This window comes from Ruegeria sp. CF8 (assembly GCF_056537285.1).
Genome location: NZ_JBQFRG010000008.1, coordinates 61360 through 76901 on the forward strand (window position 1 = coordinate 61360; position 15542 = coordinate 76901).

Sequence of the window (15542 nt, forward strand, 5' to 3'; positions counted from 1 at the left end):
TTCCAAACTCATAGTTTGGGCAGGCTACTGCTAGCGCCAAGACTGAGAACACAACACAATCTCCGTTTTCAATCTGCGATACAAGTTAATACAGTCCCAACTAAACTATCAAAAAAGAGCAAAAGAGTCACAAAGGAAAGTAACGGGAATTTTTGTGTACGCAAAGTTGTTTCGAACCTTGCCAAACTACATTGGGAGAAACCGCGATGTTGACCTAGGCGCCCCATTTAAGCCTTGATGATGATACGAAAGGTTTGTTGAACTGGACGTGGGCGGCCTAGGGCAAAACGCGTCAGAACTGGAGTTCTTAAGCTACGTCATGCTGACAAATTGCGAATGCAGTGGTGGATTGGTTTGTAGGCATAGAGTGAGGGTGATTCACCTCTTCCGACATCAGGTATCGTGCAAAGTTGGCAGGAGTGGCTGACCGGGTTACAGCCCGTTTCGCTTTCAATGGGAAAAACCAAAGAAATTGATCCTAGAGTTGGTCAAGACGCACGGTACGAACTTGCATTGTGTCGCGGTCCGGAATGATTTTGAGCGGCCTTGGTCTGTTTCAAAAAAGCTAATTTGGTGCATGAAAAGTGCGCGTGGATGTCACGTTATAGCAGTGCGAATGAATCGCTCATCGTCAACCATTTGGCACAATTGGTTTCATAGACAAAACCTAGGTCAAGACTATCATGGCCAAAGCAATCACCTCATCGATCATACGCCCTTCGGCCGTTGGAGGTCAAAGGTCTTTGTGGGTGTACAGAGCGATGATCGATTTGACGTTACGGGGGTCACCGATAGAGTTACGAAAAGCGAGAAGTTTCGCCTTTAGGTCCAAATCCTGCTCGTGCCGTCTTTACTCAAGGGTGATGTTGTCATCTTCGACAATCTGTCCGGCCAATCGGTATCGGTCGTTTCAATACTCTACGCACTGTCAGCGCGTGGTTCTTATTGTCGCCGCCTAATATCTCCGATTTCAATCTAATAGTCATACCGTCTCTAAAGTTAAAGGCACTTAAGGAAGGAGGCTGAGCGGACCAGCAACACAGCTCTGGGTTTCCCATGGGCACGGCTGAAACCTCTTCTAAGACCACATATGCTACACATTCTTCATATTGGTGCGATATGAAGGCAATTGACCGTGGCTCGCACCAAAAGGCCGGAAGGTATACAGTGCATTGTCCGTTGTTCGACAGTGTGCTAGCGAGTTAAGGTGTCCTTTATTTTAAAAAAAGTAGAGCGCCGCAGCGCCGAAACTGAGGCGGCCGCGGTATTGCGGGATGCCATCACTTCTGGTTCGGTCGCACTGGGGTCCCGGTTGACCGAAGTGAATTTGGCCACGCAATTGGGTGTGTCCCGCACGACGGTGCGCAGTGTGTTAAATCAGCTGGTGCAAGAGGGGTTGGTGGTCCAAGTTCCTTACGTGGGTTGGTCGGTTATGACACTAAGCGTGAAAGACGTGTGGGAGCTGTACACCCTGCGTTCGAGCCTTGAGACCTTAGCGGCACGCATTGTGTCAAATCTTGTGGCGGCTGCAGATAGACAGGTGGACATTGAAACAACATTGACGGCAGGGCTTGATAAGCTTGAACAGGCATGTCGCAAGAACGATCCCGCAAGGATCGCTTATAAGGATATGGCATTGCATCGTTCCATCATTGATGCGTCGGGCCATTCCCGCCTGTCCAAACTGTATGATCAAATACAACATCAGACGCTGATCTATATTCGATCCAGTGACGATCTTGTCTCCCACCCCAAGCATATTGTTGATCAACACCGCCCCGTGATAGAGGCCATTTTGGCGGGTGATGAAACCCGAGCTGCCAACACCATAGCCGATCACATCGAATCCGAAGGTGCGGTTCTTTCTGCCTTTGTTAGCGACTGCGCAGCGGTGGAATAAAGAGAGTTTCCTGCGAATATTTCTATCAATCGATTGAATTTTGCCAATGACTGTTGTCCAACAATGGTTTGACATACAAAATACGTTTTCCGTAAAAATCTTTGAATAATCATCCGTTGCTTTTGCCTGTGTGTACCGCGCAGAGCGCAAAGGTTCCGATTCTGTGGGAAGGGACATGAAGAAAATTCGCAACGCCAAAGATCTCACCGCCCAAGGTGATGTGGCCTCGCGGAAGATCGTGTTAGAAATTGCGGATCGCACGCTACAGCGCTTGGACAGCTATCACCGCATTTGCAATATGATGCGGTTGGATGGGGATACCCTGCACATTGGGCAAAAGTCCTGGGACCTTTCTGCCAAACGGAACGTTTTTCTGTTTGGGGCGGGTAAGGCCTGCAATCACATGGCGATGGCGGTGGATCATGTCCTGGGTGACCGGCTGACCGCAGGCATTGCAATAGTAAAAATCCACGAAGACACGGATCACTTTCACAAAACCGAGGTGGTTGTAGGCGGGCACCCATTGCCCAATCAGGCGGGCTTTCAGGCCTCAAAACGGATGCTCGAAATCGTGGATGCTGCCGGTCCAGATGATTTGTTCATCGTGGTCATCAGCGGCGGCAGTTCTGCCCTGATGTCCTGTCCCATCGACGGTATCACCCTGCAAGACGAGATCGAGGCAACCGATGTCTTGCTAAAATCGGGTGCAGGTATCTATGACATCAACGCGGTGCGCCGTCACATTTCGGCGACCAATGGAGGGCGCCTGGCCCAACGGATCCAATCGGTTGGCGCCGAGCTGATCGGATTAGGGATCAGTGACGCGGTTGGAGGCCCAGCCACAGACGATATCACTGTGCCTTACACACAGTACAAAAGCACGCCAATCGGCCCAGACGCCACCACGTTGGACGATGCACGGGCCATGATTGCCAATTATGATTTGGCTGATCGGCTGCCCAAATCAGTTGTGACCTACTTGATAGCGGCGGGGCCTGATCAAGAAACGCCGAAGGCCTTTCCCGACAATACCTATTTCCTGATCAATACACTTCCCGATTCCTGCATCTACGCCAAAGAGATCGCCGAAAGCATGGGATTAAACATCCTTATCTTGTCGTCCTTCTTAGAGGGGGAAAGCAAAGATGCAGGAACTGTCCAAGCCTCGATTGCGCGGGAGATTCAAGCCTATGGCAACCCCGTCAAACCTCCGTGTGTGGTTCTAAGCTCGGGCGAGGTCACAACCCAAATTTTTGACAGCTCAACCATCAAGGGACACGGTGGACCGGGGCAAGAAATGGTAGTTGGCTTTGCCATTGCCGCCGCCCGAACGGACGGTGCCTGTTTGTTGTCCATCGACAGCGAAGGCACGGATGGCACGTCCAAAGTGGCAGGTGGGATCACCGATTCAACCAGTCTTGACACAGCATCGAACAAAGGCATCAACCTGTATCAATCTCTGCGCGATCACGCCTGCTATGAGGCGTTAGAGACAATAGGCAGCGCGGTTTTCACCGGCAACACGGGCACCAATTTATGTGACCTGAACATCCTTTACGTTCCCAAAGCAAAGCAGGGCGCGTGACATGCAGGACAAAATAATCTCTGTTCAGGCTCAACAAATCATTGATTGCAAATGCCGCCCTGTGGTTGAGGTGGAAATTCGCACAGAAAGCGGGGCTGTGGGCCGTGGGGCTGCGCCAACCGGGTCGTCGGTTGGCATGTATGAAGCGCATGTTTTGCGCGATCAGGATACGACGACGTATGACGGGTTAAGCGTTCACAAGGCGGTGCGCAATGTAAGCCAGCTTATCGCACCTGCTATCTTAGGAAAAAACATTTTTGATCAATCAAGCATCGACGCTGCGATGATTGAATTGGATGGAACTCCTGACAAAAGCGCCCTTGGCGGAAACGCAATATATTCGACGTCCATTGCCGCGTTTCGGGCCGCGGCCGATGCGGAAAAAACGCCGCTTTACCGCCGGATCGCCGGTGGCGAAATCCAAACCGTTCCTGTGCCTTGTTTTAATGTGATAAACGGCGGGACCTACGACGGTTTTGCGCAAAGCTTTAACGAGTTTTTGATCGTTCCCCATGGCACGGACAGCATTGATGTGGCGATTGAAATGGCCATTGATGTGTTCAAAAAAATGGGCACCCGGCTTGAGCGATTTCTGGGTCACAAACCCCAAGTGGCCAGCTCTTACGGCTATGCGGCGCCGACTGACGATCCCGAGGTTTTGCTAAGCCTCATGCAAGAGACAATTGACGAGGCGGGGTATTCTGGCCGGATCGCCCTTGCTTTGGATTGCGCATCAAGCGAGTTTTATGATGCGGAAACCTCCCGCTATTTGTTGAAAGGCAAGCGTGTTACGTCAGACGAGTTGATCGCCTATGCCAAGAGGCTTACCGAAACATTTGACATCGTTTTTATCGAAGATCTTTTGGATGAAAACGATTGGGATGGTTATGCCAAGGCCGTTCGGGACATCCCCCGGACGATTATTTTGGGCGACGATTTGATTGTGACACGCCTTGCCTTTTTGGAACGAGCGTTGCGTGAAAAATCCTGTGACGGATTTGTTCTGAAACCCAACCAAGTGGGTACCATCACCGAAGCGATGGAGGCCTGGCGCTTTGCCCAAGACAACGGTCTGATCTCGGTGCCCTCTGGTCGGTCCGGCGGCGTGGTGGACGATGTGGTCATGGACTTTTCCGTCGGCCTACAGGTGCCGTTCCAAAAGAACGGCGCGCCCCGTTCTGGTGAGCGGATTGAAAAGTTGAACTTTCTCCTGCGTGCCAACGCGGCCAGCCCCGGCTGCCGCTTGTATGACATTAAACCCCTTTTGCGTTTTTGACGTCGTAAACCCCGAAGGATCAGACAATGTCCAAAATTGATTTTTTGTATCTTTCCGAACCCGACATGATTGCAGCCGGCGTTCAAGACGCCGCGCGGTGTGTCGAGGTCTGCGAAGAGGTGTTCAGCCTTTTGGGGGACGGGGATTACTTGATGGGCGGCGCAAACCACAACAACCATGGCATGGGCATTGTCTTTCCCAAAACGTCTAAATTTCCCAATATGCCCGTCGCCGGTCCCGACCGCCGGTTCGCGGCCATGCCCGGGTATTTGGGTGGTCGGTTCGATGTTTGTGGGAACAAGTGGTATGGGTCAAATCACGCAAACGCTGACAAAGGCCTGCCACGGTCGATCCTGACTATGTTGCTAAATGATAAGGACACCGGCGCGCCTTTAGGATTGCTGTCCGCCAATTTAATGAGCGCGGCGCGCACTGGTGCGGTCCCGGCGGTGGCGGCCAAACATCTAGCCAACCCAAATGCCAAAGTGATTTCCGTGGTGGGTTGCGGGCCGATCAACAAGGCTTGTTTGGTTGCGATCATGACGCAATTAAAAAACATCGAAAAAGTTCTGTGCTTTGATGTGCTTTTGGACAAAGCGCAAAAATTCGCAACATGGGCGTCAGACACCTATGGAATCCAAGGTTTGGGTGTGGACGACGCTGAAACGGGTGTGCGCGATGCAGATGTCATCACGGTCGCGGCGTCGCGCCTAAGGCCGCTGATCTTGAAAGATGAATGGTTGAAAAAGGGCACAACTTTGTTGGTCTCAGGACCGATGAACTCGGATGAGACCTTTTTGACAAATGCCAAAATCATCTATGATCACACGCCTCTACACGAGGCCTATGTCGAAGATGCCATCGCCTCGGGGGACAAAGAGGCTTATTACAGCGGCGTTATAGGTGGCCCGTTCTATCGCCTGATTGATGCGGGTAAATTGAACGCGTTACCAGAATCGGTGGGGTTGGGTAACGTTGTCAATGGCAAGGTGCCAGGACGGGACACCCCCGATGATCGAATCGTTTTCATCGCTTGTGGGATGGCTGTGTTTGACATCGGTTGGGGGTATCAGTTGTTGGAACAGGCCAAAGCCAAGGGGATTGGCACCTCTTTGAACCTTTGGGAGGTGCCGGCGCAGGTTTAGTGTGCTCATTTGGCGAGACGGGCGGGGTAGAATTGGTTGTGCAATATGCGGCCAAACGCCCATTGGCTTCCACGTGATCCATCAATCAAATTCCTTGATCAACGTGAGCGTCTTTTTGAGTAGTTGGGCGCGAAAAAAGAACGTATCTCAGACCGGAAGTTCAAAATTAGGGGTAAGTGCACGAGATGAAATTTGTTCGCGCTGATGCAAAAGTGGCGGTACATGACGCGCTGCACACTCATAAACACCCTCACGTTCTTGCCGGTGGGACAGACCTTTTGGTTCAGATGAAATCCCGACGGCTTGCCCCGGATTGTGTCATCGACATCAAAGGGCTGAGCGATGCAAACCGGATTGAAGTTTCGCGGCAAGGAGCATTTGTGGGTGCGGCGGTTTCGGGTGCCCAATTGGGCGATCATCCAGAGTTTACCAGATTCTGGCCCGGCGTGTCAGAGGCTGCTCAACTGATTGGTTCAACCCAGGTGCAGGGGCGCGCCACTATGGTTGGCAATTTGTGCAACGCCTCTCCAGCCGCTGACACAATCCCAGCATTGATTGCTGCAAATGCCATTGCCGTTGTGTCCTTCAAAGAAGGGGAGCGCCGCGTGCCTGCTGCGGAAATTCCCACGGGCCCGGGCCAAAACGCGTTGCAGCTTGGCGAATTTGTTCTCGGTATGGAGTTCCCAGATCGGTTCCCGGGGTCATCTGACGCCTACTTGCGTTTTATCCCACGCACCGAAATGGACATTGCCGTGGCTTCAGCCGGGGCGAATATCATGGTTAATGCGAAGGGCACCATCACCCAGGCACGCGTAGCCTTCGGTGCGGTGGCCGCTGTTCCATATCTTTTGGAGGCGGCAACAGATCTGTTGGTGGGAACCAAACTGGACAACGCGGTTTTGGAGACTTTGGCGCAAATTTCCCAAGGCGCCGCCAACCCCATAGACGACAAACGAGGCACCGTTGAATTCCGCCGCAAAGTGGCCGGTGTTTTGGCCGTTCGGTCGGTAACACTTGCTTATTCTCGTGCAAAGGAAACGCTGTGACTGCTCTACTTGTAAACACGACCATCAATGGCGACGCGTACTCTTTCGTGGCCGAGACTGACGAAACCCTATTGGATGCGCTGCGGGATCGGTTGAACCTGACCGGCGCGAAAGAAGGCTGTGGAACCGGCGATTGCGGCGCCTGCTCGATCGAGTTTAACGGGCGTTTGGTATGCTCGTGCCTTGTATTGGCAGCCGAAGCCGACAATGCCGATATTTCAACGATTGAAGGCATGGCACACGGGGCTGAGTTGCACCCGCTGCAAAGCGCGTTTTTGGATGAGGCCGCCCTTCAATGCGGGATTTGCACACCGGGTATTCTGGTGGCGGCCAAATCGTTGTTAGAGCGCAACCCAGACCCAAGTGATGAAGAAGTACGCTATTGGTTGGCGGGCAATCTGTGCCGCTGTACAGGGTATGACAAAATTATTCGCGCTGTCCAATCAGCCGCCAAAACCATGAGGGAGGCGAACCATGGCGCTTGATTCCGAAAAAACTGAGTTTTCCGTTGTTGGCACCCGTCCACGTCGCCCAGACGGGATCGATAAAGTGACCGGCAAGGCGCAATATGGCGCGGATATGCGCGCGCCTGGCATGTTGTTTGGCGCCATCCTGCGCAGCCCGCATGCCCATGCGCGCCTTGTGTCGATCGACACATGCGCCGCCGAAACGATGCCTGGCGTCAAGGCGGTTGTCACCAATTCTGACCTGACCGATCCCGAAGACCCATTAGTGCGGGACATTGGTGAAAATGTACTGGCGCGCGACAAAGTGCTGTATGATGGCCATGCCATTGCCGCGATTGCGGCGACAAGCAAAAGCGCTGCACAGGTCGCCTTGGACGCGATTGTTGTCGAATATGACATTTTGCCAGCCGTCACTGATGTGGACGCCGCCATGGCCCCAGATGCGCCAGTGGTTTTGGCGGGCCGGCAGGAAGAAACCGTTCCCGCCGGATACCACGAAAATGTCGTGTCCTATTGCGAATTCGGCCATGGCGATCCGGCCGCAGCCTTGGCCGAAGCAGATCTTGTGGTTGAACGCAGCTTTAAAACCGCGGCCACCCACCAAGGGTATATCGAACCGCATGCCTGTCTGGCCTCCATGACCAGTGATGGCCGGGGTGAGCTTTGGTGCTGTACCCAAGGCCAATACTTGGTTCGCTCGATCTGTGCGGATTTGATGGGGATCGAAGCCAGCCAATTGCGCGTCACCGCGTCGGAAATTGGCGGTGGTTTTGGTGGCAAAACAACGGTGTTCATTGAACCGGTTGCCCTGGCCCTATCTCGCAAATCCGGACGCCCAGTTAAAATTGTGATGACCCGGGAAGAGGTGTTTCGTGCCTCGGGTCCAACGGCCTCTTCATCCATCGATGTAAAAATTGGTATGACAAAGGACGGGCGTATGGTCGGTGGTGAGGCCACGTTGCGTTACCAAGGTGGAGCATTCCCATCTGAAACCGTGCTTTATGGCGCGCAGGCGACCTTTTCCGCCTATGATTTGGCGGCCGTGCGTACACATGGGTTCAACGTTCTAACCAACCGCCCGAAAGAGGCCGCTTATCGCGCCCCCGGTGCGCCCATGGCGGTTTACGCCGTTGAAAGTGTTGTGGACGAATTGTGCGAAACACTGGAATTGGATCCCCTTGAAACCCGCTTAAAAAACGCGGCGCGCAAGGGAACTGTGTCCTCGTATGGGCCCACATTCAACGAAATTGGCTTGGTCGCCACATTGGAAGCGGCCAGAGCCCATCCCCATTATTCCGCCCCCTTAAAAGAAAACCAAGGCCGCGGCATTTCCTGCGGGTTTTGGTTTAACTTTGGCGGCAACACCTCGGTTTCCCTAAGCGTCAATCCTGACGGCACTGTGGGTGTGACCGAAGGCAACCCCGATATCGGGGGGTCGCGCGCGTCGATTTCGATGATGGCGGCGGAAGAATTGGGCATTCCTTATGACAGGGTGCGCACCATTGTGGCGGATACCAACTCGCTTGGGTTTAACGATGTGACCGATGGAAGCCGTGTGACCTTTGCCGTTGGCTTGGCCACTATTAAAGCGGCGCGTGCTGCCAAGGCGGATATGTGCCGCAGGGTTGCGGGCCTTTGGGGTGTTGATGAAGATGCCGTGCGTTGGGAAGATGGCGCAGTTGTGCCCTCGGGCCACAATGCAGGCACCCACGAGCCAATGACACTGGCCGAGATCGCGGCTGAGGCAGATGCAACCGGCGGGCCGATTGCCGGACACCACGAAACCAACGCCGATGGCGCCGGTGTCAGCTTTGGTGTGCATATCGCAGATGTTGAGGTTGACCCGGAAACCGGGGCCACGTCGGTTAAGCGCTACACAGTTTTCCAAGACGCGGGAAAAGCGGTGCATCCCGATTTTGTCGAGGGTCAAATGCAAGGTGGTGCGGTGCAGGGCATCGGATGGGCGTTAAACGAAGAATATATCTACAACGATGTGGGCCAATTGATGAACCCCGGCTTCTTGGATTATCGCGTTCCGGTTGCGTCAGATTTGCCGCCGATTGAAACAGTGATTTTGGAAATCCCCAATCCTGGGCATCCCTATGGTGTGCGAGGCGTGGGCGAAACGCCCATTGTGCCGCCGCTTGCTGCGGTGGCCAATGCGGTGGCCAATGCAACCGGAACCCGGTTTTTTGAACTTCCAATGTCTGCGCCGAAAATTTTGGCGCGTTTGGACACCAAAGGCTGATGGTCCATGTCAAGCTTTGGGGGTCGCTTCGGGCATTGACCGATGGGCGCGACGGGCTTGATTTGGATGCCAAAACCATTGGAGAGGTTTTGGACCATATAAAATCGGAATACCCCGCGCTGCGCCCCCAAATTGCGCGCGGGGTTTCCTTTGCGGTGGATGGCGTGATTTACCGCGATGACAAACGGGTGGTTTTGGGCCCCGAGAATGAGATTGTAATGATGCCACGCATGGTTGGTGGTTAAACGCTTTCGATAGGTGTCAAAGACGCGCCCAAATCTTCGACTTTGGACGCTTCTGCCAAAATCCATTCAAAAAACTTGCGGGCTGAACGCGACAATTCCACGTTTTTGGGGGCGATCAAATACTGCGATTTGTCGGTTTTTACGATCAATTCACTCGGGCGGATCAACGCGCCCTTTTTCACCAAATCGTCGGTTGTCCCTAGCCACCCCAAAGCAATGCCATGCCCATTCACGGCGGCCTCTAACAAAGGTTGCTGATCTGAAAAGATTAAGTGCCGCTCCAATTCGACTGGGTCATTTGTTGCGGCCTGAAAAAAGCTCTCCCACGTCATTCGGTCGCGGAAGCGTTCGTCTAAATGCAACAGCTCTAATTGGCGCAGCTCTTCTGCCGGAATAGGCAGCGTTTGGCCAGAAACGTATTGGGGTGAGCACAAAGGAAAAACCACTTCTTCGTAAAGCGGCCAGGCGTCAAACTCTTGCCATTGACCATCTCCCATGACCACGGCAAAATCCGCGTTTTCCGCAATTGGATTCAGATCTCTCGACACGATTTTTAGGTTCAAATCAATCTGCGGGTGCGCCTCGCGAAATCGGGGCAGGCGGGGCATCAAAAAAAACGAGGCAAAAGGTGCTGAGACACAAATTGTGACCAGGCGCGTGCTTTGGCGTTTTGACATCCGCGCCAGACCCTCTTGAATGGTTAAAAGACCGGAAGACACGGCCTGAAACAAGATTTCTCCATCCTGAGTCAATTCGATGCTACGCCCGATCCGGCGGAACAACTTGGTGTCCAAGTGCTTTTCCAGGTTCCGAATCTGGTACGAGATCGACGGCTGGGTGACGTTCAACTCGGTGGCAGCTTGTCGAAAGCTTCTAAGCCGTGCCGTCGCCTCAAATGCAAAAAGGGCGTTGGGTGACGACAATTGGCGTCTTAAACTTGCACTCATGATCACCGCCACCCTTTGTTTGATGCATTCAATTTATCAATATATCGATTTTTTGAGCCCAACAACAAGCGCGAAAATCTGTCAATTTCGTTGTTTTTCTTGCTAATATCCAGGAGAACTGGAAGCGGCTGCAATCGTGAATTGCACCAATTTCGATTAACTTTTTCTATCCTGCAGAAGAAACTGAGAGTGCTGGGAAGCCACGAAAGGACACTGTCATGGCCGAATTGTCGGGCGTAAATTTAGCCATTCAAACCCCGTTTCATGACGATGGTTCGGTTAATTTCGCCAGCTGGGATGAGTTGATTGACAAGTATCTTGAGGCGGGTGTTCACGGCATTTTGCTCAGTTCGGGGACAGGTCAGCATGCGTGTCTGACCGAAGGCGAATGCGCCAAATTGTTCGAGACCGGGATCAAGCGTATCAATGGGCGCGCAAAGGTTATCTGCCAAACCTCGGCTTTGAACGTGGCCGAGGTGGCGCGGCGGTCGCAAACAGCACAAGATCTTGGCGCTGATGCGGTTTTGATTTTGCCACCCTTTTTCGAAGGGCCAACAGATGATGATGGAATCTTCAAATATTACGAGCGTCTGAATGCGGCGGTTGGTGTCGACTTGATCGGTTACAACATCCCGCAGGCCTCGGGCATTGAGCTGTCTCCGGATTTGTATACGCGACTGCTCCAGCTGGAGAACTTTAATTTTATCAAAGAAAGCTCGGGCGACATTGCCAAGCAGCAAGCCTTGATTGCCTGCGGCGGCGGCGTGCTAAACGGCGCCGACCCCAATGCGGTCTTTTCGTTCATCGCGGGGTGTTCGGGCACCATTTGGGGTGGGGCCAATATCTTCCCAAGGGAATCCGTCGAACTTTATGACTTGGTTCAAGCCGGCAAAATCAGAGAGGCTTTGACTCTTTGGGGGTTGCTGTTCCCAGTTTTGAACTACTGCTGGCAGGGCGACTATATTCCGGCGGTCAAGGCGGCCGCGGGCCTTATGGGTTATGATGGTGGCGCAGTGCGCGAGCCCGTTTGCCCGGTACCCCAGGATGTAGTGGATGATCTCAAAGACCTGTTGGCGCCCCTTATGGCGACTCAAGCTGGCTGATCGATCTTATGAAATCTGTTCGACTAGAAGACGGTATCACCACGTTCTTTTGCCGCGATATTCCAGAGCCCGTCCTTATTGCGGGAGCGGTGAAGGTTCAGATTGAGGCGGCTTTTTTGCCGCCCTTCTTTCAGCATCTCCCAGGCGGTGGCTGGGCCACCCCGCCGCGCCCCTTTACCCCCGGACAATGCGCGATTGGGCGTGCTGTTCAGGTGGGCGAAGGTGTGCGGTCGATCCAGACTGGGCAGCGTGTATATTGTGACATGTACGTGGAATCGCCCGGTGCTTTGGCGAACACGTCTTACGGGTTCGCTGGATGTTTTGGAGTGGGACCAGAAACAGCGCCTTTGTTGGTGGATAATCCCGACGGCACCTTTCGCGAGGTGGCAGTTTTCCCCGAACATGCCCTGACCACTATTCCTGAAAATGTCACCCTATCTTCCGACGTGTTGTGTCGCATTGGGTGGTTCGCAACCGCGTTGTCCGGTTTCGAGCGGGCGGGCTTTCAACCAGGAGATCGCGTTGCTATTAATGGGGCCGCTGGGATGTTGGGCAGCTCCGCCGCGCTTTTGGCCATGGCGATGGGGGCGTCAAAGGTGCATTTGGTGGGACGCCGCGCAGATGTGTTGGGCGAGTTGGTTGCACTGAGCGACGTGATGACCGTAGATTCCGCCAAGGCGGACACGGAAGTTGACCTGGTTTTGGATTGCACGGGCGGAGATGACGCGGCGCCAACCCTGCATTTGTTTTCCCGCCTTAAACGCGGTGGGGTCTTGTCGATTGTTGGCGCTTTGACCGTGCCTCTGTCTGTCGACACAAGCCGGTTGATGCGCATGTCGCAACAAATTGTCGGGACGTTTTGGTTTCCCAAGGGGGCCGTCCCACGTGTGCTGGACCTAATCGAAAGTGGCGCGCTCGATTTGTCCAGACTTCGGGCCGACCGTTTTTTGTTTGAAGATGTCAACGCAGCTATGGACCACAGTGTCGCGTCATCGGGCGGGTTTGACCATGTGTGCCTGGTTCCCAGTATGAAAGGAAACCCGCTTTGACGGACCTCCCTACATCTGCTCAGATTGTGATCATCGGCGGTGGCATTGGCGGCGCATCGATCGCCTATCACTTGGCTAAACGCGGCGTGTCAGACGTTCTATTGTTGGAACGTGACCGATTCACCTGCGGCACAACCTGGCATGCGGCTGGATTGGTGGGCACGTTGTGGCCAACCAAGAACATGACGCAATTGGGCGCCTATTCGCATGAGCTATATCAGCAACTTGAGCAAGAAACAGGTCAGGCAACCGGGTACAAGCGCAACGGATCGATTTCATTGGCCCAAACCGAAGCGCGGATGGAAGAATTAACCCGCACGGCAGAAATGGCGCGGGTGTTTGGGGTGGATGTAGACATTGTCGGCCCGCAAACCTTGGGCGATCTTTATCCAGACATGGATGTATCGGATCTGGTTGGTGGGTTGCATCTCCCCAGAGATGGACAAACCAACCCCATCGACACCACGATGGCCTTGGTCAAAGGGGCGCGGCAAAACGGCGTGAAATTGGTCGAAGGTGTCACAGTGACCAAGCTGTTGACAGATGGCGATCAAATCTCGGGTGTAGAAACAACTAAAGGCACCATTCAGGCGAAAAAGGTGGTGATCGCTGGAGGGATGTGGTCGCGCGATCTGGCTGCTCAGGTGGGCGTTGTATTGCCGCTATTTGCCTGCGAACATTATTATGTGGTGACAGAACCGGTCCCGGACTTGCCCCCAACCTTGCCAATCATACGCGATCTGGATCACGGGGTGTACGTGAAAGAAGACGCAGGGAAATTGCTGGTTGGTTTCTTCGAAGACAATGCCAATCCCTTGCCCATGGCCAAGGTGCCCGCTGATTTCAGTTTTGGCGAATTGCCTTACGACTTTGAACATTTCGAGCCCTATTTGGAGCGGGCCATGGCGCGCCTTCCTGTGCTGGAAACCATTGGAATTTCAACGTTTTTCAATGGACCAGAATCCTTTACCGTCGACAATCAGCACATCATGGGCGAAGCACCAACTGTGCAGAATTTATTTGTGGCCTGTGGCTTTAATTCGCGTGGCATTGGCGGTGGGGGTGGCATTGGCAAAGTCATGGCGGAATGGATTGATCAAGGTTATCCCAGCATGGATGTTTGGGAAAGTGACGCACGCCGAGTGATGCCCTTCCAAGGGAACGAAACTTATTTGGAAAATCGCGTGGCCGAGGCGCTTGAACGGTCATATGCGATGCACTGGCCATATTACCAATACGAGTCCAGCCGCGATGTCATCCGGTCTCCACTTTATGACAAAATGGTAGAACTGGGCGCGGTGCATGGCGAAGTCGCTGGCTGGGAGCGTCCAAACTGGTTTGCGCCCGAAGGTGTTGAACCCGCATATAAATACTCGTTCAAACGGCAAAACTGGTTCGACTATTCCAAAGCTGAACATATGGCGATGCGGGAAACCGCCGGGTTTTACGACCTAAGCTCGCTTGCGAAGTTCAAGGTCACAGGCCAAGGCGCGCTGCCCTTCTTGCAATGGCTGTCGACCAACAATGTAGACGTGCCAGTTGGCGGGGTTGTGTATACACAATGGTTAAACGAGCGCGGTGGGATCGAAGCCGACATCACCATCGCCCGCGTGGATGAGGCTTGTTTTTGGGTCCTGACACCATGTGGCAGCTATACCAAAGACCTGGCTTGGATGAACGTGCACCGCAAAGGATTTGACGATGTGCACATTGCGGATGTCTCGCGCGATTTTGCGGTTATATCGTTGCAAGGTCCACGCGCGCGCGACATTCTTGAAATCCTGACCGAAACGTCACTGGTTTCAGAAAACTTCCCCTTCGGAACCGGTCGTTGGATAGATATCGCAGGCAAGCGTGCCTGGGCGCATCGGATTTCCTATGTTGGTGAAATCGGGTGGGAGATATTTATCCCCGCCGCCGATGGCCCAGCGTTGTTGGACGCATTGGTTCAGGCAGGTAATCCCCTTGGCCTGCGCCCCGTAGGTATGCATGCGGTTGACGCCCTGCGGATGGAAAAAGGGTTCCGTCACTGGGGTCATGATATTGTCTATGAAGACACGCTTGTGTCTGCTGGTCTGGGCTTTACGGCAAAACCGGCCAAACCAGGTGGGTTCTTGGGTCGCGAGGCCTTTCTTACTGAAAAGGCAGCGGGTGTACCCAACAAACGCTTGGTGTTGTTTTTGTTGGAAGACCCAGATCCAGTGTTGTTGCACAATGAGCCCATCTTATGTGACGGCCAGGCTGTTGGCTATCTCACCTCTGGTAATTATGCCCATGCCTTGGGTGGTGCCATTGGGATGGGATTTGTCAATGCCAAGGAACCGGTTACCCAAACTTTCTTGGATACGCATCGTTTTGCCATTCAGGTGAACGGTAGCTCCGTTCCTGCGCGGGCTTCGTTGCGGCCGTTCTATGACCCAAAAGCCACGCGTATGCGGGGGTGAACCGGAATAGTGACGAGACGAACATGACGTTGAATCGTGACATACACCCCAACAAAAATCGCCAAACCTGCTCTTCTACCTGCAGTT

The 15542-nt window shown here is 53.5% G+C and carries 12 protein-coding genes; 11 read left to right on the forward strand and 1 reads right to left on the reverse strand.

The window, feature by feature from the left end; genetic code table 11:
* The first annotated feature begins 1207 nt into the window (after positions 1-1207).
* From ACR0EV_RS17620 to ACR0EV_RS17655, 8 genes are all read left to right on the forward strand, one after another.
* Complete coding sequence (locus ACR0EV_RS17620) at positions 1208-1900, forward strand: GntR family transcriptional regulator (protein WP_480801291.1); 693 nt, start codon at positions 1208-1210, stop codon at positions 1898-1900.
* A 175-nt stretch (positions 1901-2075) separates the two neighbouring features.
* A complete protein-coding gene (locus ACR0EV_RS17625; RefSeq protein ID WP_480801292.1) occupies positions 2076-3485 on the forward strand; it encodes a glycerate kinase type-2 family protein in 1410 nt (469 codons plus the stop codon).
* Position 3486: 1 nt separating this feature from the next.
* Complete coding sequence (eno, locus tag ACR0EV_RS17630; RefSeq protein WP_480801293.1) at positions 3487-4761, forward strand: phosphopyruvate hydratase; 1275 nt, start codon at positions 3487-3489, stop codon at positions 4759-4761.
* Positions 4762-4787: 26 nt separating this feature from the next.
* Positions 4788-5906 carry a tyramine oxidase subunit B gene (locus tag ACR0EV_RS17635; RefSeq protein ID WP_480801294.1) on the forward strand — a complete coding sequence of 373 codons (1119 nt, stop codon included), beginning with the start codon at positions 4788-4790 and terminating at the stop codon, positions 5904-5906.
* A 185-nt stretch (positions 5907-6091) separates the two neighbouring features.
* Complete coding sequence (locus tag ACR0EV_RS17640; protein ID WP_480801295.1) at positions 6092-6952, forward strand: FAD binding domain-containing protein; 861 nt, start codon at positions 6092-6094, stop codon at positions 6950-6952.
* Positions 6949-7437, forward strand: a complete 489-nt coding sequence (locus ACR0EV_RS17645) for a (2Fe-2S)-binding protein (RefSeq protein WP_480801296.1) — start codon at positions 6949-6951, stop codon at positions 7435-7437. Before ACR0EV_RS17640 ends, ACR0EV_RS17645 begins: the two co-directional genes overlap by 4 nt.
* A complete protein-coding gene (locus ACR0EV_RS17650; RefSeq protein WP_480801297.1) occupies positions 7427-9667 on the forward strand; it encodes a xanthine dehydrogenase family protein molybdopterin-binding subunit in 2241 nt (746 codons plus the stop codon). The genes ACR0EV_RS17645 and ACR0EV_RS17650 overlap by 11 nt, the downstream gene beginning before the upstream one ends.
* Positions 9667-9912, forward strand: coding sequence for a MoaD/ThiS family protein (locus tag ACR0EV_RS17655; protein ID WP_480801298.1), 246 nt, complete (start codon positions 9667-9669; stop codon positions 9910-9912). The genes ACR0EV_RS17650 and ACR0EV_RS17655 overlap by 1 nt, the downstream gene beginning before the upstream one ends.
* Here the strand turns inward: ACR0EV_RS17655 and ACR0EV_RS17660 are convergent.
* Positions 9909-10859, reverse strand: coding sequence for a LysR substrate-binding domain-containing protein (locus ACR0EV_RS17660; RefSeq protein ID WP_480801299.1), 951 nt, complete (start codon positions 10857-10859; stop codon positions 9909-9911). The genes ACR0EV_RS17655 and ACR0EV_RS17660 overlap by 4 nt on opposite strands.
* A gap of 218 nt (positions 10860-11077) precedes the next feature.
* On the opposite strand from ACR0EV_RS17660, the gene ACR0EV_RS17665 reads away from it, so the two are divergent.
* The 3 genes from ACR0EV_RS17665 to ACR0EV_RS17675 are packed head-to-tail and all read left to right on the forward strand — an operon-like array spanning position 11078 to position 15455.
* Positions 11078-11962: a dihydrodipicolinate synthase family protein gene (locus tag ACR0EV_RS17665; RefSeq protein WP_480801300.1), complete on the forward strand. Its 885-nt coding sequence runs from the start codon at positions 11078-11080 to the stop codon at positions 11960-11962.
* 8 nt (positions 11963-11970) lie between these two features.
* Entirely contained in the window at positions 11971-13011 is a 1041-nt protein-coding gene (locus tag ACR0EV_RS17670; protein WP_480801301.1) for an alcohol dehydrogenase catalytic domain-containing protein, read from the forward strand.
* The gene (locus ACR0EV_RS17675; RefSeq protein WP_480801302.1) at positions 13008-15455 is read left to right on the forward strand and encodes a GcvT family protein; all 2448 of its coding nucleotides are present in this window, start codon (positions 13008-13010) and stop codon (positions 15453-15455) included. The genes ACR0EV_RS17670 and ACR0EV_RS17675 overlap by 4 nt, the downstream gene beginning before the upstream one ends.
* The last annotated feature ends 87 nt before the right edge of the window (positions 15456-15542 follow it).